This window comes from Gordonia soli NBRC 108243 (assembly GCF_000334455.1).
Classification (GTDB): Bacteria; Actinomycetota; Actinomycetes; order Mycobacteriales; family Mycobacteriaceae; genus Gordonia; species Gordonia soli.
In genome coordinates this window covers 79,802-96,304 of record NZ_BANX01000017.1, presented here as the reverse complement: position 1 = coordinate 96,304, position 16,503 = coordinate 79,802, and the positions used below count along the sequence as shown (strand labels likewise).

General features: G+C 67.3%; 16 protein-coding genes and 1 pseudogene. 12 read left to right on the top strand and 5 right to left on the bottom strand.

All coding sequences use genetic code 11. The annotated features are described in order from the left end of the window. Nucleotides 1–190: 190 nt before the first annotated feature. Nucleotides 191–925 (top strand): hypothetical protein, encoded by a 735-nt coding sequence (locus tag GS4_RS12625; protein ID WP_245555650.1) that lies wholly within the window; start codon nucleotides 191–193, stop codon nucleotides 923–925. A gap of 118 nt (nucleotides 926–1,043) precedes the next feature. On the opposite strand, the gene GS4_RS12620 is transcribed toward GS4_RS12625, so the two are convergent. Then, on the bottom strand, nucleotides 1,044–1,700 hold the full coding sequence (locus tag GS4_RS12620) for a DUF8020 domain-containing protein (protein WP_007621072.1): 657 nt from the start codon (nucleotides 1,698–1,700) through the stop codon (nucleotides 1,044–1,046). A gap of 288 nt (nucleotides 1,701–1,988) precedes the next feature. On the opposite strand from GS4_RS12620, the gene GS4_RS12615 reads away from it, so the two are divergent. The 6 genes from GS4_RS12615 to GS4_RS12590 all read left to right on the top strand — a co-directional run bounded on the left by GS4_RS12615 (nucleotide 1,989) and on the right by GS4_RS12590 (nucleotide 7,978). Continuing rightward, the gene (locus GS4_RS12615) at nucleotides 1,989–2,876 is read left to right on the top strand and encodes an ABC transporter permease (protein WP_439644621.1); all 888 of its coding nucleotides are present in this window, start codon (nucleotides 1,989–1,991) and stop codon (nucleotides 2,874–2,876) included. Further along, nucleotides 2,873–3,697 carry an ABC transporter ATP-binding protein gene (locus tag GS4_RS12610; RefSeq protein WP_007621070.1) on the top strand — a complete coding sequence of 275 codons (825 nt, stop codon included), beginning with the start codon at nucleotides 2,873–2,875 and terminating at the stop codon, nucleotides 3,695–3,697. Before GS4_RS12615 ends, GS4_RS12610 begins: the two co-directional genes overlap by 4 nt. Beyond that, on the top strand, nucleotides 3,690–5,282 hold the full coding sequence (locus GS4_RS12605; protein WP_007621069.1) for an FAD-dependent oxidoreductase: 1,593 nt from the start codon (nucleotides 3,690–3,692) through the stop codon (nucleotides 5,280–5,282). Before GS4_RS12610 ends, GS4_RS12605 begins: the two co-directional genes overlap by 8 nt. Further along, complete coding sequence (locus tag GS4_RS12600) at nucleotides 5,279–5,632, top strand: 4Fe-4S binding protein (RefSeq protein ID WP_007621068.1); 354 nt, start codon at nucleotides 5,279–5,281, stop codon at nucleotides 5,630–5,632. The genes GS4_RS12605 and GS4_RS12600 overlap by 4 nt, the downstream gene beginning before the upstream one ends. A gap of 182 nt (nucleotides 5,633–5,814) precedes the next feature. Then, nucleotides 5,815–6,864, top strand: a complete 1,050-nt coding sequence (locus GS4_RS12595) for an ABC transporter substrate-binding protein (RefSeq protein ID WP_007621067.1) — start codon at nucleotides 5,815–5,817, stop codon at nucleotides 6,862–6,864. 25 nt (nucleotides 6,865–6,889) lie between these two features. Next, nucleotides 6,890–7,978 (top strand): LLM class flavin-dependent oxidoreductase, encoded by a 1,089-nt coding sequence (locus GS4_RS12590; protein WP_007621066.1) that lies wholly within the window; start codon nucleotides 6,890–6,892, stop codon nucleotides 7,976–7,978. Nucleotides 7,979–8,057: 79 nt separating this feature from the next. Here GS4_RS12590 and mscL read toward each other — a convergent pair whose 3' ends face one another. Together mscL and GS4_RS12580 are read right to left on the bottom strand one after the other, a co-directional pair. Beyond that, nucleotides 8,058–8,861 (bottom strand): large conductance mechanosensitive channel protein MscL, encoded by an 804-nt coding sequence (gene mscL, locus GS4_RS12585; protein WP_007621065.1) that lies wholly within the window; start codon nucleotides 8,859–8,861, stop codon nucleotides 8,058–8,060. Between the two features lie 253 nt (nucleotides 8,862–9,114). Continuing rightward, nucleotides 9,115–9,771: an SAF domain-containing protein gene (locus GS4_RS12580; RefSeq protein ID WP_007621063.1), complete on the bottom strand. Its 657-nt coding sequence runs from the start codon at nucleotides 9,769–9,771 to the stop codon at nucleotides 9,115–9,117. A 222-nt stretch (nucleotides 9,772–9,993) separates the two neighbouring features. On the opposite strand from GS4_RS12580, the gene nhaA reads away from it, so the two are divergent. Further along, nucleotides 9,994–11,244: a Na+/H+ antiporter NhaA gene (gene nhaA / locus GS4_RS12575; protein ID WP_007621061.1), complete on the top strand. Its 1,251-nt coding sequence runs from the start codon at nucleotides 9,994–9,996 to the stop codon at nucleotides 11,242–11,244. A 108-nt stretch (nucleotides 11,245–11,352) separates the two neighbouring features. On the opposite strand, the pseudogene GS4_RS25200 reads toward nhaA, so the two are convergent. Continuing rightward, nucleotides 11,353–11,631 (bottom strand): annotated as a pseudogene (locus GS4_RS25200) (alanine:cation symporter family protein); the annotation flags it as partial. A gap of 176 nt (nucleotides 11,632–11,807) precedes the next feature. On the opposite strand from GS4_RS25200, the gene GS4_RS25195 reads away from it, so the two are divergent. Together GS4_RS25195 and GS4_RS12560 are read left to right on the top strand one after the other, a co-directional pair. Continuing rightward, complete coding sequence (locus GS4_RS25195; protein ID WP_007621057.1) at nucleotides 11,808–12,173, top strand: FmdB family zinc ribbon protein; 366 nt, start codon at nucleotides 11,808–11,810, stop codon at nucleotides 12,171–12,173. Between the two features lie 424 nt (nucleotides 12,174–12,597). Next, nucleotides 12,598–13,311: a hypothetical protein gene (locus GS4_RS12560; RefSeq protein WP_007621055.1), complete on the top strand. Its 714-nt coding sequence runs from the start codon at nucleotides 12,598–12,600 to the stop codon at nucleotides 13,309–13,311. 119 nt (nucleotides 13,312–13,430) lie between these two features. Here the strand turns inward: GS4_RS12560 and GS4_RS12555 are convergent, their stop codons facing one another. Beyond that, nucleotides 13,431–14,009, bottom strand: a complete 579-nt coding sequence (locus tag GS4_RS12555; protein WP_007621053.1) for a 5-formyltetrahydrofolate cyclo-ligase — start codon at nucleotides 14,007–14,009, stop codon at nucleotides 13,431–13,433. A 90-nt stretch (nucleotides 14,010–14,099) separates the two neighbouring features. On the opposite strand from GS4_RS12555, the gene GS4_RS12550 reads away from it, so the two are divergent. Next, on the top strand, nucleotides 14,100–15,044 hold the full coding sequence (locus GS4_RS12550; protein WP_007621051.1) for a UTP--glucose-1-phosphate uridylyltransferase: 945 nt from the start codon (nucleotides 14,100–14,102) through the stop codon (nucleotides 15,042–15,044). A 138-nt stretch (nucleotides 15,045–15,182) separates the two neighbouring features. After that, a complete protein-coding gene (gene glp, locus GS4_RS12545; RefSeq protein ID WP_040510416.1) occupies nucleotides 15,183–16,487 on the top strand; it encodes a molybdotransferase-like divisome protein Glp in 1,305 nt (434 codons plus the stop codon). Nucleotides 16,488–16,503 lie beyond the last annotated feature (16 nt).

The following is a 16,503-nucleotide window of genomic DNA, read 5'->3' as shown; positions in this document are numbered from 1 at the left end:
CCCTTCAGCATCGGCTGATAGCCGACACTGCTGAGCCGTACGCCTGATCAGGTCTGCGGCACGCACCAAACACCGCAGAGGCGGGAATCGGAGCTTCCGATTCCCGCCTTTGTGATATTTAATTGCAGATCTATTCGGACGGTTCGGATTTCACCCGTTCGATGGGTGGAGTCTCGTCGTCCCCTTTGTTATGTTCGCGAACGGTAAGTCAATATCGCGAACTCAATTGGGGGTTGATGAACGAATGAAACGAACCATTCTCGCCGGTGTGGTCGCCGCCGCGGCAGCCGTCGGCGTCGCCGGTGCCATTGCTCCGGGTACTGCACAGGCGGCAACGATCTTCTCGTCACAGTTCTCGCCGAACGGCTGGGGCAACACCTTCGACGACGAGAAGGGCCAGGCCGGCACCTACTCGACGACCCGTGTCAGTGACACGGACGGCTCGCTCCAGTTCGAGACCTCGGCCACCACGCCGCGGCAGGCGTCCTACAAGGCCGTCAACAAGATCCCGCTGACAACGGCGATCGGCAAGACGCTCTCGTTCGAGAAGACCGAGGGCAACGCCAACTGGCAGATCCGAGTCACCGGCGCCAACACCGGCTCGGGCGACGGCTTCCTGACGCTGGTCTGGTCCGCCCCTGATGCGGCCGGCAAGTACAGCGCCGGCGATTCGAACAAGTGGTGGGCCACTCGCGCCCTGCCGGGATTCGCGCGCGGTGAGACGGGCACCCTGGAAGAGCTGACCAAGGCTGCCAACACCGAAGGCAAGACGGCTGTCGTGAACCACTACGGCATCTCCAGCCAGCCGGGCACTCCGGGCGGCAAGGTCAATGTGGACGGCGTGCAGTTCAATGGTGACACCACCAATTTCGCACACGTCGGTGGCGCCGGAACCGGCTCGCTCGACGGCCTGATCCCGCGCTGACCCACTCGGGTAGCCGATAGCGGCGTCGAACAATCGAAAGCAGCGATCGACCCCCGTCCGCTCAGCGGGCGGGGGTCGATCTGTGAGAGGGCCGGGCAGTCGTTCGGGCCCGCCGACGCTATTTCTTCTTCGGCGGGGCGTTCAGCAGCTGGATGAACGGCTGGGCGTTGGCGATGGCCGAGCCGATACCGCCGATCGCGGTGCCGCCGAGCGACGCGGCGGAGCCGAGCAGGATCGCGCCGCCGATGCAGCCTGCGAGCGGGCCGGCACCGAAGAGCAGGGCGACGGGAGCAGAGACCACACCGGCGGCGACGGCACCCAGTAGGCAGCCACCGACGAGACCGGTTGCGGCGCCGAGGAAGCCACCGACGCTGGCGGTGAGGCCGATGTTGTCCTTGACCCCGGCGACTGCGGCCTGCAGGTCGACGTTGTGGCGGACCGGCTGGAAGCGGGTGGTGACCGGGTTGGTGTCCACGCGCAGGGTCGCCGACTTGCCGGCGACGGTGGCGTTCACCGGGCGGACGAAGTCGTCGACGGCAAGGACCAGCGGTACGGCCTCGACGGCCTTGCCGCGAGCGTCGGAGAGCACCAGCTTGTTGCCGACCTTCCCGAACGATCCGTTGTCCGTGGTCACCGTGACGGCCGAGCCGTGACGAGCGACGTTCCAGTGGGTACCGGCGGCCTGCGGAGCGGCATCGGCGTACGCGGTGCCGGTGGCGACACCCATCGACGCCACGATCATCGCCGAGACGGCGACGAGCTTGTTGAACTTCATGAGACGGGATTCCCCTCTGTGCCCCAAAAGTATTGGGCTGGTTGGCATAACGAAGAGAACGTAGAGGCCGAAACGGTCACGTTCGGGGCACATTCGGGGTTCGTTGAATGACGCAAGGGTGAACATCTGTTCGAAATTGGACAAACGTCCCGAATCGCCGTGATCCGCATCTGTAGCTCGCCGACCGCCCAAGAGTCGCCGTGAACGCAACCATTCTGCGAACGAGTTCGACTACGTAACGTCTCGATCAAGCCCAGCCCCCGAACTCCAGGCGAACTCCTCGTGACATTGCACCTCGACCGTGTTGCCCCGGCCTCCGCGGCGACAGCACCGACCATCACCCCGACGCCGGCGCTGATCGCAGCCCAACCTTCCATCGCGACGCCGATCTCCGGCGCCCGCCGCCACCGGTGGACCAGCCGCGGAACCCGCGCACTCCGACAGTCCATCGGCCTGATCGTGGTGATCGTGGTGTGGCAGTTGGGTGCTCGCTCATGGCTGGGTACGACCACGCCGGCGCCGACCGAGGTGGTGACCGCCGGATGGGACCTGATCAAGACAGGGGAGCTGTGGGATCACCTGGCCGCATCGACGCGCCGTGTGGCGATCGGCCTGTCCATCGGCATCGGGATCGGGTTGGTGCTCGGGGCCGCCGCGGGTCTGTTCCGATTCGCCGAGGACCTGGTGAACGCGCCGATCCAGGTGCTGCGCATGATGCCGGCCGTCGCGCTGGTACCGGTGTTCATCATCTGGTTCGGCATCGGCGACCCGTTCAAGATCGCGCTGATCATCGTCGCGCCGATCTTCCCGATCTATCTCAATGTGCTCGCCGGCATCCGCGGTGTCGACCAGAAATTGATCGAGGCGGCCGAGTCGCTCGAGTTGAGCCGCGTCGAACTGGTCCGATATGTGGTCCTCCCCGGCGCACTCCCGCAGATCTTCGTCGGGCTCCGGCAGGCATTGGGCATCGGCTGGCTCGTACTGGTCGTCGCCGAGATGCAGACGACCCCGGTGGGGCTCGGGTTCCTCATGAACGATGCCAAGGAGTACCTGCGCGTCGACCAGATCTTCCTGGTGCTGGTGATCTACGCGATCCTGGGGTTGATCACAGACGTCGCGGTGCGATTGCTGGAACGTCGCTTCCTGTCGTGGCGCAACGGATTCGAGGGTCGATGACTGTGCGTGAGCGGTTCCGCAACCGCAGCGGCTCCGGCCGATCTCTGGTCCGCACTGCGGCCGGCGACCGCGGTGTCCACATCATCGGCGCCGGTCGGCGCTTCGACGATCGGCACGTGCTCGACGGCATCGACCTCACCATCGCACCCGGCGAATTCGTCGCGCTTCTCGGCGCCAGTGGTAGCGGCAAGAGCACGCTGTTGCGTGGCATCGGCGGACTCGACGACGGGTTCACCGGTGAGATCGCTGCGCCCACCGCGAAGGCCATCGTCTTCCAGGAGCATCGGCTGATGCCCTGGCTGTCGGTGTGGCGCAACGTCACCCTGGGTCTACGGGTGCCCGATCCGCGGGCCGCGGCGATCGCGGCACTCGATGAGGTAGGTCTCGCGAGCAAGGCCGACGCCTGGCCTGCGACGCTGTCAGGTGGCGAGGCACAGCGCACCGCACTCGCCCGGGCGCTCATCCGTGAGCCGGATCTGCTGTTGCTCGACGAGCCGTTCGGTGCGCTCGATGCACTCACGCGGATCACCGCACAGAATCTCGTGGCGAGTCTGTGGCAACGCCACCGGCCGGCCACCCTGTTGGTCACCCACGACGTCGAGGAAGCCCTGCTCCTTGCCGACCGCGCGCTCGTCCTGCGCAACGGCCGGGTCGCCGAGGAGATCAGCGTCGACCTGGAACGTCCACGGCCGGTGACCGATCCGGCCTTCGTCGCGTTGCGATCTCGGCTCCTGGCAGCCCTCGGGGTTGCGCCGACCGGTCGCGACGTCCACAGCACCGAAACCGCACCCCATCCAGAGCAGGAGTACACCCATGCCTGACGAACTGACCCTCTCCACCGATGTCCTCGTGATCGGTGGCGGACCCGCGGCGACGTGGGCGGCCATCCACGCGCGGGAGGCCGGGTCGGAGGTCGTCCTGGTCGACAAGGGCTACTGCGGTGCGTCGGGCACCACGGCGCCGTCGGGGACGGGTGTCTGGTACGTCGTCCCGGACGCGGAGAAGCGAGCCGCGGCCAAGGCGAGCCGCGAGACCCTCGGTGGGCACCTGGCCGATCACCACTGGATGGACCGGGTCCTCGAGCAGACCTACGTCAACATGAACCGACTGGGCACCGAGGGGCGTTACCCCTTCCCGGTCGACCCGGCCACCGGAGAGCAGATGCGCACCGGTCTGCAGGGGCCTGAGTACATGCGACGGATGCGAGCCTGGGTGCAGCGGTTGGGGGTCCAGATCCTCGACCACTCACCGGTTCTCGAACTGCTCACCGATGCCGACGGCGCCGTTCGCGGGGCCGCCGGTCATCAGCGTCAGACCGGCCGCGACTTCCGGATCACCGCAGGCGCGGTGGTCGTCGCCACCGGCGGCTGCGCATTCCTCTCCCGTGCGCTGGGGTCCAACGTCGACACCGGAGACGGCGCGCTGATGGCTGCCGAGGTCGGTGCGTCGTTCTCCGGCATGGAGTTCGCGAACGCCTACGCGATCGTGCCCAAGGGCGCGACCATCACCAAGACCGCGTACTACGGCTACGCGACCTTCTTCCACGCCGATGGGCGCGTCGTCGAGGGGGCCGGCTCGATGAAGGGCCGATCGGTCATCGCGAAGACCCTGTTGACCGAGAAGGTGTACGCACAGCTCGACCGGGCCGACGAGAAGGTCGCCGCCCAGATGCGACTCGGTCAGCCCAACTTCTTCCTGCAGTTCGACCGCAAAGGCATCGATCCGTTCACCGACCGCTTCGAGGTCGACCTGCTCGCCGAGGGGACCGTCCGCGGCACCGGCGGGATCGACATCGTCGACGACGACTGCTGGACCGGTGTACCCGGTCTGTACGCGGCCGGTGACGCCGCGACCCGCGAACGGATCTGCGGCGGCTTCACCGGTGGTGGCAGCCACAATTCGTCGTGGGCGATGTCGTCGGGCAGTTTCGCCGGACTCGGCGCGGCGCGTGCAGCTCGTGCAGCGGGCCGGCCGTCGGTGACGTTGCGTGGAGCGGGCACCGTCGGCTTCGGTCACGGCGGACGCGGTGTCGCCGCACCGGACGACATCGTGCGTGCCGCCCAGGACCAGTTGATCCCTTTCGACAAGAACTATCTGCGCCATGGCGACCGGATGGAGACGGCTGCCGGCGAACTGGAGACGATCTGGTCGGCGGTGTCGGACGAGCGTTACGGCGATCCGACCCCGGCGGGACGGATCCGCGCCAGGGAGGCCGCGGCGATCACAGCGGTAGGGCGCTGGATCTACCGGTCGGCGTTGGCGCGGACCGAATCCCGCGGCATGAGCAAGCGGGACGACTTTCCGCAACTCGATCCGGCGCAGCACGACCACGTGCGCACCGGTGGGCTCGACTCGGTGTGGGTCGCCGCGCCGGCCGCAGTGCTCGACCAGCGGGTCCCCGCATGATCGAACTGGTTCTCGCGGACGCATGTATCCAGTGTGACAAGTGTGTACTCGCATGCCCCACGAACGTTTTCGACCGTGGTGCCGACGGCGTACCGACCATCGCGCGCCAGTCCGACTGCCAGACCTGCTTCATGTGTGAGGCGTATTGCCCCACGGACGCGCTCTACGTGAGCCCACAGTCGACCCCGCTGACCCCCGCCGATGCCGTTCCTGCAGACCTCATCGGCAGCTACCGCGAGCGACTGGGGTGGGGGAGGGGTCGGCAGCCCGGTAGCCGCACGGCGGTGGGGCCGCCCATCCCACACGGAGATCCGCCGCCGCGACTGGTCGAGCGGATCGGGCACAGCTGATCCGAGTGAGACCGCGACCCGGCCCCGTCGGGGCCGGGTCGGTCCGCGAATCGCATCCGGCCGTCGTCGTCGAAAGGGACGTTCGTCGGTGCCATGCGTTGCGGCCGCGGCCGTCTGCGCACGACCCGAGGAAGACTGCGTACGCCATCGAGGCGTTCGATACATCCAGAGAGAGAACAACCATGACACCGATCGCCCGTCCCGGAAGCCGTCAGCACGGCGTCCGTCGCCGATTCGGCCTGCTCCTCGTCCCGGTGCTGGCGCTTGCGCTCGCCGCCGGTGCGGTGGCCTGTGGATCCTCCGACTCGTCGACGACCGGGCGCGACGTCATCGACACCCTGCGCGTCGGGGTCATCGGTTCCACCAACGTGATCTCGGGCCCGGTCGGCTTCGCACACCAGCGGGGCGACCTGGTGAAGTCGCTGAAACCGTTGGGGGTCAACAAGGTCGAGGTATTCAGCTTTCCCAACGGGCCGGATCTCAACCAAGCGCTGATCGGTGGCCGGCTGGACGTGGCCAGCTACGGTGACACTCCCGCGCTCGTCGCACGGGGGTCGGGACTCGGCACGCGACTGCTGACCATCAACCAGTTCAACAACAATGCCGGCGTTGTCGCCAAGGACCCGTCGATCACATCGCTCGACGACCTCGCGGGCAAGAAGATCGGCGTGCCCAAGGGCTCCTACATCGACCGCTACCTGCAGGGGGCACTGCAGGAGAAGGGCATCAGGGCAACGCTCATCCACCTGTACCCTGCCGACCAGGAGGCGCCGCTGAGCTCGGGCGAGATCGCCGCAGCAGCATTACCCGCGGTGATCCCGTCGGTGTCGCTGCAGGCGTTCGAGGCGAAGGGCTTCCACCTCGTCGACTCCGTCTACCGCGATCACCCGAAGCTCGCCGGCACCAGTGCGACGGTGAGCAGCGACGAGTTCCTCGCCAAGCATCCCGACTTCGGTGCAGCCTGGCAGAAGCTCAATGCCGACTCGGTCCGGTATGCGAAGGCGCACTGGGACGACTATCTCGACTTCGAGGTGAAGAACTCCAAGGCCGACCCGCAGGCGATCCGCGATGCCGCCAACCCGAACGGCTACTCCGAGGAGCCGTTCCCGAGCGCCGGAGTCGAGCTCCTACGCGGAACCAAGGAGTTCCTGGTGGCGCAGAAGAGCATCCGCGACGACTTCGACCTGGACGGCTGGTTCTACCGACCGTCTCAATCGGCCGACAAGTCCTGACCCTCGCACATCCAGGAGACGAGCAATGACCGCACCGACCAACGGACCTCGCTTCGGCATCTGGGCCAACGTCTACGGTACGTGGGCATCGGCATTCCATCCCGATGACCCGCTCGATGCGTCGTGGGAGCGCAACCTCGCCCAGGTACAGCTTGCCGAGCGGCTGGGGTTCCACAGCACACTCATCGCCCAGCACATCATCAACCCGTCCGATCAGTCGCGCGATCAGCTCGAGACCTGGACCACCGCAGCGGCATTGGCGGCGGTGACGTCCGAGATCGAACTGATCACCGCCATCAAACCGTTGTTGGTGCATCCCGTGGTGCTGGCCAAGCAGGCCGCCAACATCGAGGAGATCTCCCGGGGACGGTTGTCGCTGAACGTCGTCAATGCCTGGTTCAAGCCGGAGGTCGAGAAGGCCGGCATCTCCTTTCCCGAGCACGATGACCGCTACGGGTACGGCACCGAGTGGCTGCACATCGTCCGCCGGCTGCTCAGTGGTGAGGTCGTCAACCACGAGGGCCGCCACTTCAGTATCGACGACTACCAGATCCGTCCGACCGGGAAGTTCCGCGAGCGTCCGCAGATCTATGTCGGTGGTGAGTCCGACCAGGCTCGCGACCTCGTCGCCGAGCAGGGAGATGTCTGGTTCATCAACGGCCAGCCGCCGGAGAACGTCAATGCGCTCATCGACAGCGTGGTACTCCGCCCGCGGGTCGGCCCGCCGGTGCGCTACGGGCTGGCCGCCTTCGTCATCGCCCGGCCCGATGCCGAAGCGGCGCAGGCCGAACTGGAACACCACTGGAAGCTCAACGAGCAAGATCAGAAGTTCTTGGCGAACATCGTCGCCGGGGCCGACGAGAAGGCCGTCATGTTCCACACCTTCGCCAAGTACCCGGCCATCGGGACCAACGGTGGTACCGCGGCCGGGTTGGTCGGCTCCTACGACGACGTCGCGGACCGCATCGTCGAGTTCCATCGCGCAGGCATCGAGACGTTCATGCTGCAGTTCCAGCCCTTCGAGGCAGAAATGGAACGCTTTGCGACCGAGGTGATCCCGCGCGTGCGCGAGCGACTCCTGGTGCAGGCTGCGCCGGCCGCGGTGATCGGGTAGCCACTGCCAGGTCGTGACCGTCGCACGAAACGAGGCCCACTCCTGCTCGGAGCGGGCCTCGTTCGGTGTCGGTGGGGTGTCAGCGGGAGTGACGACCGGGATGGTCCGGCGGGTACTCACCGGGGAACTGTCCGGGCGGCGGGTAGGCGCTCGACCCCGGCGGCGGGTACTGGCCGGGCGGCGGGTACTGCCCCGGAGCGGGCTCGGGTGTCGGGAAGCCACCCTGACCCGGTGCGCCCTGGCCTGGTGCGCCCTGGCCCGGTGCGCCCTGGGGCGGAGGACCCTGGGGCGGCCCCTGCGCGGGCGGTCCCTGTTGCGGGTTCTGCGCAGGTGCGTACGGCTGCGGCGGGATCGGGCCGGACGGCGGCGCCTGAACCGAGGCGGGCGGGGGCGTACTGAAGCGCTGCGTCGCCGACGTCGGGATGGCGCCCGAGGCGGGAGCACTCGGGTCGGTCAGGTGCGGCGGAAGTTCCTTGGCCGCATCCTCCTTGGCTCGCGACGTGCCCTCCGGGTCGAGCAGGTCGCGGATTTCCGTCAGCAGCGCGATCTCGGTGACCTCGGCCTTCTTGCTGAAACCACCGAGAGCCGCGAGCCGGTTGTACGGCACGATGATGATGAAGTAGACGACCGCGGCGACGATGATGAAGTTGATCGCAGCGGTGATCACCGAGCCGATGTTGACGAATGTCGACGGATTGTCGGTGATCTGGAATCCCAGGCCTTCGGCTGCATCGGAACTGACCGGGATGGCATTGATCAACGGCTGGATGATCTTGTCGGTGAATGCGGTGACGATCGCGGTGAATGCCGCCGCGATGATGACCGCGGTGGCCAACTCGACCACGTTGCCCTTGAGTATGAAGTCCTTGAATCCCTTGAGCACGGTGCGGTCCTCTCCGTTCGTCTGTACCGCTTCTGACAAGTGTTCATTCGGCGCCGCGACGGCCGCGGTGGCGGTCGGACGGCATCGTGATTCGAGATCTATCCAGGATCGTAAACGACCAGTGGCCCATTCTGCGGGAGGTGGATTCGCGGATCCCGCAGAACTCCCCGGTCGGACAGTTGGGCGCAGGATGAATCCACTGGTGCGCAGCACGGTCGGATTCGGTGCGCAACGGCGACTTTCACTCATCGCGTCAATGGACGACCACCGCGATGGAACTCCTCAGCGCCGCGGCCGCGACCCGATGAGCGGCGGCCTCGTCCATCGCCAACAACACCGGAGCCGCGGCGACGCGACCACTGAGTGCACCGGAGTCGGCCGGGCGCGCGTTGAGGGCGACGATCGCTCCCCGCGCGACGATCTCGGAGTCTTCGGTGACCACGTCGACGAGATCACCCTCGCGCAGGACGGACGCGACCGTCTCGTCGGCGATGTGGACCGGCACGAGGCGGGCACGTCGGTCGCCGGTGAGCTGGGCCGGGAGTCGGCCGGAGATGAGACGGGTGTCGGTGATCAGCTCACCCGACCGGACCCGGCCGACCACGGTCCGCCCGACGGCATCGGACGACATCCGGATCGCGCCGTCGGGGAGCAGTCCGGTGGGCACCCGGATCGGTACGAGGTCGTCGGCGGCGAGCGCCTGACCTGGTAGAAGATCGCGGGCTGCGGCCAGCGCCTCGTGATCGTCGGTGTCGCGATGGGACGTGAGCGCCACCGCCAGTGCAGCGACGACCAGCACGGACGCAGCGCAGCGTCGGACGATCACCGACCGTGTCCACCCAGGACGCAGCGCGTGGCGGACGCGATCGATCAGGCGCGTGGCGAGGACGTCGCGGGAGAACAGCGGCATGCGATGACGCTATTCGTGCCCGAGGTCGTGCAGGCTGCCTCGTGGCGCATCTGTGCACTGATCCGGTGAACGCTTCGGCCTGTGGAATTTGTGCTGATCGACGCTCGATTGGCCGATCGGCGGAGTTGTCTGGGAAGCTGGTGTCCGGTGTGCCGGGAAGTCTGGTCGGCGTCCCGCGGACCGTCCGGTCGCGGGGTGTGAACGCTGTCCACCAGGAGAAACATGTCCCACACGACCGCATCCGAACCCGGCGCCGTCGCGCGTTTCCGCAGTTGGATCTCCCGCGACACCCCGAGCGGCGCCCTGCTCCTGATCTCGGCCGTGCTGGCCGTCGCATGGGCGAACTCGCCATGGCGCGCGGCCTACCACTCGCTGGCCGACCTCGAGTTCGGTCCGGAATCGCTCCATCTACATCTGTCGACCTCGGCGTGGGCCGCCGACGGCCTCCTCGCCATCTTCTTCTTCGTGGTCGGCGTGGAACTCAAGCACGAGTTCGTGATGGGTTCACTGCGCGAGCCACGCAAGGCAGGGGTTCCCATCGCGGCGGCTGTCGGCGGCATGGTTGTGCCCGCACTGTTCTACGTGACCATCGTCGGACTGGGAGACCCGAACGCCCTGAACGGATGGGCCATCCCGACGGCCACCGACATCGCCTTTGCGCTCGCCGTGCTCGCGATCTTCGGCCGTGGCCTGCCGAGGGCGCTGCGCACGTTCCTGCTGACGCTGGCAGTGGTCGACGATCTGCTCGGCATCACGATCATCGCCACCTTGTACACCGACACCATCGACCTGGTAATGCTGGTCGTGGCGATCGTCGCGATCGTGGTCTTCGCCGTGCTGATCCGGATGCGTCGAACACACTGGTGGCTGCTCGTCCCCGTCGCCCTGGTGGCATGGGCCTTCATGCACGCGTCCGGCGTGCACGCGACTGTGGCAGGTGTGTTGCTCGGGTTCGCGGTGCCCGCCAGACTCATCCACGGTGAGCAGGACTCACGCACACACCGGTTCGACGACGCTGTGCGTCCGATCTCCTCGGCGATAGCGCTCCCCGTGTTCGCGTTCGTGGCTGCCGGGGTGACGGTGGTCGGGACCGACGCGTCGCTGGTGCAGCCCGTATCGATCGGGGTCTTCGCCGGACTGGTCGTCGGCAAGTTGATCGGTGCGATGGGTGTCACCGCCCTGATGACCAGGTTCACCCCGCTGCGACTCCCTGATGCGATCGGCGTCCGCGACCTCCTCCCGGTCGGTTTCCTGACCGGCATCGGGTTCACCGTCGCGCTGCTCATCGACGAACTGTCATTCGATGACGCAGATCCGCACGCCGAGGCGTCGAAGGCAGCCATCCTGTTCGGGTCGTTGGTCGCAGCTACCCTCGCGTCCATCTGGTTGCGGTGGGACGCGCGCTTGATCCGCAACGCGGACATGAACCGGGACGGCGTCCCCGACAGCGACATCGCGCGGATCGGGGACTGAGTCCCGCCGCCGGGCGCCGCTAGGCGGAACTGGAGACCTTCTCGTCGTCGGAGGCAGGTTTGCGGTAGGTCTCCCAGAACGTCGCGCCAATGATGTTCAAGGCCTTCGGGTCGAAGACCGGATCGATACCCTCGCCCACATCCAGAAGAGTGCGCCGGGGCCGCCGAACGCGATGGCGGTCGCGACACCGGCGATGTTGCCGGTACCGACCCGGCCTGCCAGTGACATCGTCAGCGCCTGGAACGAGGAGACCCCGTCGGGTGACTTCTCGCCGCGGAACATCAGCCGGATCATGTCGGGGACCTGGCGGACCTGCACCATCCGCGAACGGATCGAGAAGCAGACCCCGGAGGCCAGGCACAGGAAGACCAGTGCGTTGCTCCAGATGTAGCCTTATCCGGCGCTTAGGAAGTCGGACATGGATTTTACGTTCTCATGACCTTTGGCCCAACGCAGGGCAACCGGATGACCACCGAGGTCAGGCCGCTTGCTGGCACTCGGAATGTCGGAGTGCCAACGTCGGTTAGGATGTGTAGCGACCCAACTTTTCCCGGAGGTATTCGGTGCCCACCTACTCGTATGCCTGCACGGAGTGCGACAACAAGTTCGACATCGTGCAGTCGTTCTCCGACGACTCGCTGACCGAGTGCCCGCAGTGCGCCGGCCGGCTCCGGAAGCTGTACAACACCGTCGGCATCGTCTTCAAGGGCAGCGGCTTCTACCGCACCGACTCGCGGTCGGGGTCCGGCGCGGACACCGCCAGCTCCTCGTCGTCTTCGTCGTCGGACAGCTCGTCCTCCTCGAGTGATTCGTCGTCCAGCACGTCGTCGACCTCCGGCTCGTCGAGTTCGTCATCGACGTCGAGCTCCGGCTCCTCGGGTTCGTCCTCGAGTTCGGGTTCCAAGTCGACGGCCGCCACCCCGGCCTAGCCCCTCCCGCGTTCTTCCGCCCCGAACTTCTTCTTCCGCCGGCTGCAGCTAGCGGAGGAAGAAGTTCGGGGCGGAAGAAGCATGCGAAAGTCCCTGGTTGGAGTCCACGACGAAGCTGTGGACTGATTTTGCCCGGGCCGGACCTGTGGACAAGCGGTTTCCCTGGCGGATCCGAGGCTGTCACGATGCCTGACCATGACAGACCAGATCGCGCGCTTTCTCCATCGCGCGGAGGCCAATCGCACAGGGACCTCTGATGCCGCTCTCCGGCAGGGTGTCGAACGCGGCGATCTCCTCCGTCCGTGGCGCGGCTCGTACCTGAGGTCTGCAGACCTCGACCTCCCGGACGACACTCGAGCGGCCGCGGTATCCATCCACCGGCACGCGGTGATCGCCGCCGCCTGCCAACGGCGGCGATCGTGTCGTGAGTCACAATTCCGCAGCCGTGTTGCTCGACATGCCGCTGCTGGCTCCGGATCTCTCGCAGGTCCACTTCAGCGCCGAGCTGACCGGGCGAGCGTCGGGACCGGCGCATGTCCACGAGGCGCGACTCGCCGCGGCTGACGTCATCCAGCTCGACGGGATCTCGGTCACCAGCATCGCGAGAACGGCGTGCGACGTCGCGCGGTTCGGTAGCAAGCATCAGGCAGTGAACATCCTCGACGTCGCTCTGCGCACCGGAGTCCTGTACGAGGTCGCCGGTCGGGCGCGCCGACATCACGGCATCAGGACCTTGCGCGCCGCACTGCCGCTTGCCGATGCGCGGTCGGAGAGCGTCGGTAAGTCCTACAGCCGGTCGGTCATCACTGAGCTGGTCGGCATCCCGGCGCCCGACTTGCAGGTCGCCATCGCCTTGGCCGATGGTTCGCAGGTTCGCGGTGATTTCGGATGGCGTGACCGGTCCGGCCGGATCCGGGTGATCGGGGAGTTCGACGGTCGATTCAAGTACCGCCACGACACCTTCCGGAGTGGGATGGCGCCCGAGGAGATCGTCTACGCGGAGAAGCTGCGTGAGGACGCCATCCGGGCATCCGGTGTGATCGTGGTTCGCTGGACATGGGACGACCTCCGGCATCCGGAGCGTCTGCGGGCGAAACTCCTTGCCGCACTCCGGATGGCGAAGCTAATCGCTGCCTAACCGCGACATTCTGGGGGCGGCGAAGCCCATCCCTCGTTCCTCCGCCCCGAACTTCTTCTTCCGCGCCCTGCAGCCGGCGGAAGAAGAAGTTCGGGGCGGAAGAACGGGCTGGGGCCCGGTCAGCCGAGCTCTCGCCAGCCGCCGCCGGGGGTGAGGGCCCAGCCGACGCGGACGTCGTGCGGTTCCGACGGCAGGGCGTCGACCACCTCGTCGTCGCCGACCACCGCGACCAGCTCCGCGGTCACCCCGACGAGTGTGCGGTCGTAGTAGCCCGCGCCGCGGCCGAGGCGGACGCCGCTCTTGTCGACCGCCAGCGCGGGCACCAGGATCACCGACGCCGAGCGGATGGCACCGACGCCGAGCCGACTACCGGTCGGTTCGAGGAGTCCCCACCGGCCGGGAGCCAGCGAGTCGTCGCCGTCGTAGCGCGCCCAGTCCAACGGCCCGGGCTCACCCTCGCCGACCACCGGGACCAACACGGTGACACCCCGATCGACGAGCGCGTCGAGCATCGCGGTCGAGCCGGGCTCGGTCCCGACGGGCACATGCGCCGCGACGGTGACGTCGTACTCGAGCCGGAACGGGGCCGAATAGATCCATTCGGCGAGGTCGGCGGCCGTCTGCTCACGCGCGAAGGACGAGATCGTCTCCCTGCGCTCGGCGAATTCAGCTCGCGCCACGCTCTTGCTCGTCGACACCCACACACCTCTTCCGGATTCAGCCACCGTCCACCGGTGGCCACCTGCCTTCAGCAGGATCCTCGCAGATTTCGACACTAGGGTGTGTCCATGACCTCCACGAGCGCGCACACGTCTGCCGAGTACGAGTCGGTACCCAACACGCCGCCGATCCCGCGGACCGCGGTGGTTCCCGCCGCGGGCCTGGGCACTCGCTTCCTCCCGGCCACCAAGACCGTGCCCAAGGAGCTGCTGCCGGTGGTCGACACCCCGGGGATCGAGCTGGTGGCCGAGGAGGCCAAATCCGCTGGTGCTGACCGGCTGCTCATCATCACCTCACCAGGTAAGGACGGAGTGGTCGCGCACTTCGTCGAGGACCTGGTGCTGGAGAACACACTGGCCAAGCGTGGCAAGAACGCGATGCTCGAGAAGGTCCGCAAGGCGCCCTCGCTGCTGGAGGTCGCCTCGGTGATCCAGGAGAAGCCGCTCGGACTCGGACACGCGGTGGGCTGTGTCGAGCCGTACCTCGACGACGACGAGGACGCCATCGCGGTGCTGCTGCCCGACGACCTCGTCCTACCCGGCGGAGTCCTCGAGGTGATGGCGCGGACCCGTCAGCGTCGCGGCGGATCGGTGTTGTGTGCCATCGAGGTCCCCGGTGACCGGATCAGTGCCTATGGCGTATTCGACGTCGAGGAACTCCCGGATGCGAACAACCCGAACGTGAAGAAGCTGAAGGGCATGGTCGAGAAGCCCGACGCCGAGGATGCGCCGTCGAATCTGGCCGCGGCCGGCCGATACATTCTGGACCGCAAGATCTTCGATGCGCTGCGTCGCATCGAGCCGGGCGCGGGCGGCGAGTTGCAGCTCACCGACGCCATCGCGCTGCTGATCGAGGAGGGCGAACCGGTTCACGTGGTGGTGCACCGCGGGACGCGACACGACCTGGGCAATCCGGGTGGATACCTCAAGGCCGCTGTCGACTTCGCACTCGACCGCGACGATTACGGACCCGACCTGCGGGAGTGGCTGACCGCGCGTCTCGAGCACGACTGAGCGCACAGATCGCGGGAGAGCCCGACCGTCGGGAGCCCAGCGCGCCTCATCCACTGTGTGGCCGCGGCCGGTTAACGTGTATCCGATTCCGTGCGCGCGGAGGTCGGAACCGTGCCGACCAGCGGCGAGAGGGGTGAGATGCGTTCGGTCGAAGATCATCTGACCCGGGTGACCGCGGCGGCGGTGGCGCCCCGACCGGTACGGGTGGCCATCTCCGAGGCCCAGGGACTGATGTGCGCGGAGGAGGTCGTCACCGAACGACCGATGCCCGGTTTCGACCAGGCGGCCATCGACGGGTATGCGGTCCGAGCCGTCGACGTCGGGCTGGCCGGTACCGATGCGCCCGCCGACCTCGACGACTTCGACACCGCCGGAGCCGAACTCATCGATCTCGTCGCGGGTGAGCCGATCATCGTCGGACTGCCTGTCGTCGGCGAGGTCTCGCCCGGCTCGCGCACACCGACCCGGCTCCAGCCGCGACAGGCCGTCCGCGTCGAGACCGGTGCGCCTATGCCCACGCTCGCCGACGCGGTGGTGCCGTTGCGCTGGACGGACGGTGGTTCGTCGCGGGTGAAGGTCGGGCACGGTGTGGAAAGCGGGGACTACGTCCGGCGGGTGGGCGATGACGTGCAACCCGGTGATGTCGCGGTCCGTGCGGGCTCGATCATCGGGCCGGCGCAGGTCGGTCTGCTCGCAGCGGTCGGACAACCGCGTGTCCTCGTGCATCCGCGCCCACGTCTGTCGGTCATCTCGGTGGGCAGCGAACTCGTCGACATCGATCGGTCACCCGGGCCCGGACAGATCTACGACGTCAACAGCTACGCCCTGGCCGCTGCGGCCCGTGATGCCGGCGCCGACGTGAACCGCGTCGGGATCGCCGAGCGCGAGGCGTCGAGGATGCGCGAGGTCGTGGAGGCCCAGCTGATCCGCTCGGAGATCGTGGTGATCTGCGGAGCGATCGGCGGCACCGCGTCCAAGGCCGTCGCCGATGCACTCGCCGACCTCGGCGAGCTCGAGATCGTCCGCATAGCGATGCACCCGGGCTCGGTCCAGGGCTTCGGGCGGCTAGGTCGCGATGAGGTCCCGACCTTCCTGCTCCCGGCGAACCCGGTGAGCGCGCTGGTGACCTTCGAGGTGATGGTGCGACCGCTGATCCGCATCGCTCTGGGCAAACGTCAGCCGATGCGCCGGGTGATCACCGCGCGGACCGTCGGGCCGATCGCATCGGTCGAGGGACGCAAGGGGTACCTGCGGGGTCAGCTCATGCGCGACGAGAAGTCGGGGGAGTACCTAGTCCAGGTGATCGGAGCGTCACCGACCGGCTCGTCGCACCTGCTGGCCGAACTGGCCGAGGCCAACTGTCTCATCATGGTCGACCCCGAGGTCTCCGAACTCCGCACCGGCGACGAGGTCGAGGTCTCGTTCCTGGCGCAGCGTGGCTGAACCGCCGCCACCCGGA

Excerpts from the sequence above, each read along its gene's own strand:
- GS4_RS12625 (WP_245555650.1), top strand. The coding sequence starts at position 191 with ATGTTCGCGAACGGTAAGTCAATATCGCGAACTCAATTGGGGGTTGAT.
- GS4_RS12620 (WP_007621072.1), bottom strand. The coding sequence starts at position 1,700 with ATGAAGTTCAACAAGCTCGTCGCCGTCTCGGCGATGATCGTGGCGTCG.
- GS4_RS12610 (WP_007621070.1), top strand. The coding sequence starts at position 2,873 with ATGACTGTGCGTGAGCGGTTCCGCAACCGCAGCGGCTCCGGCCGATCT.
- GS4_RS12605 (WP_007621069.1), top strand. The coding sequence starts at position 3,690 with ATGCCTGACGAACTGACCCTCTCCACCGATGTCCTCGTGATCGGTGGC.
- GS4_RS12600 (WP_007621068.1), top strand. The coding sequence starts at position 5,279 with ATGATCGAACTGGTTCTCGCGGACGCATGTATCCAGTGTGACAAGTGT.
- GS4_RS12595 (WP_007621067.1), top strand. The coding sequence starts at position 5,815 with ATGACACCGATCGCCCGTCCCGGAAGCCGTCAGCACGGCGTCCGTCGC.
- GS4_RS12590 (WP_007621066.1), top strand. The coding sequence starts at position 6,890 with ATGACCGCACCGACCAACGGACCTCGCTTCGGCATCTGGGCCAACGTC.
- GS4_RS12580 (WP_007621063.1), bottom strand. The coding sequence starts at position 9,771 with ATGCCGCTGTTCTCCCGCGACGTCCTCGCCACGCGCCTGATCGATCGC.
- nhaA (WP_007621061.1), top strand. The coding sequence starts at position 9,994 with ATGTCCCACACGACCGCATCCGAACCCGGCGCCGTCGCGCGTTTCCGC.
- GS4_RS12550 (WP_007621051.1), top strand. The coding sequence starts at position 14,100 with ATGACCTCCACGAGCGCGCACACGTCTGCCGAGTACGAGTCGGTACCC.
- glp (WP_040510416.1), top strand. The coding sequence starts at position 15,183 with ATGCGTTCGGTCGAAGATCATCTGACCCGGGTGACCGCGGCGGCGGTG.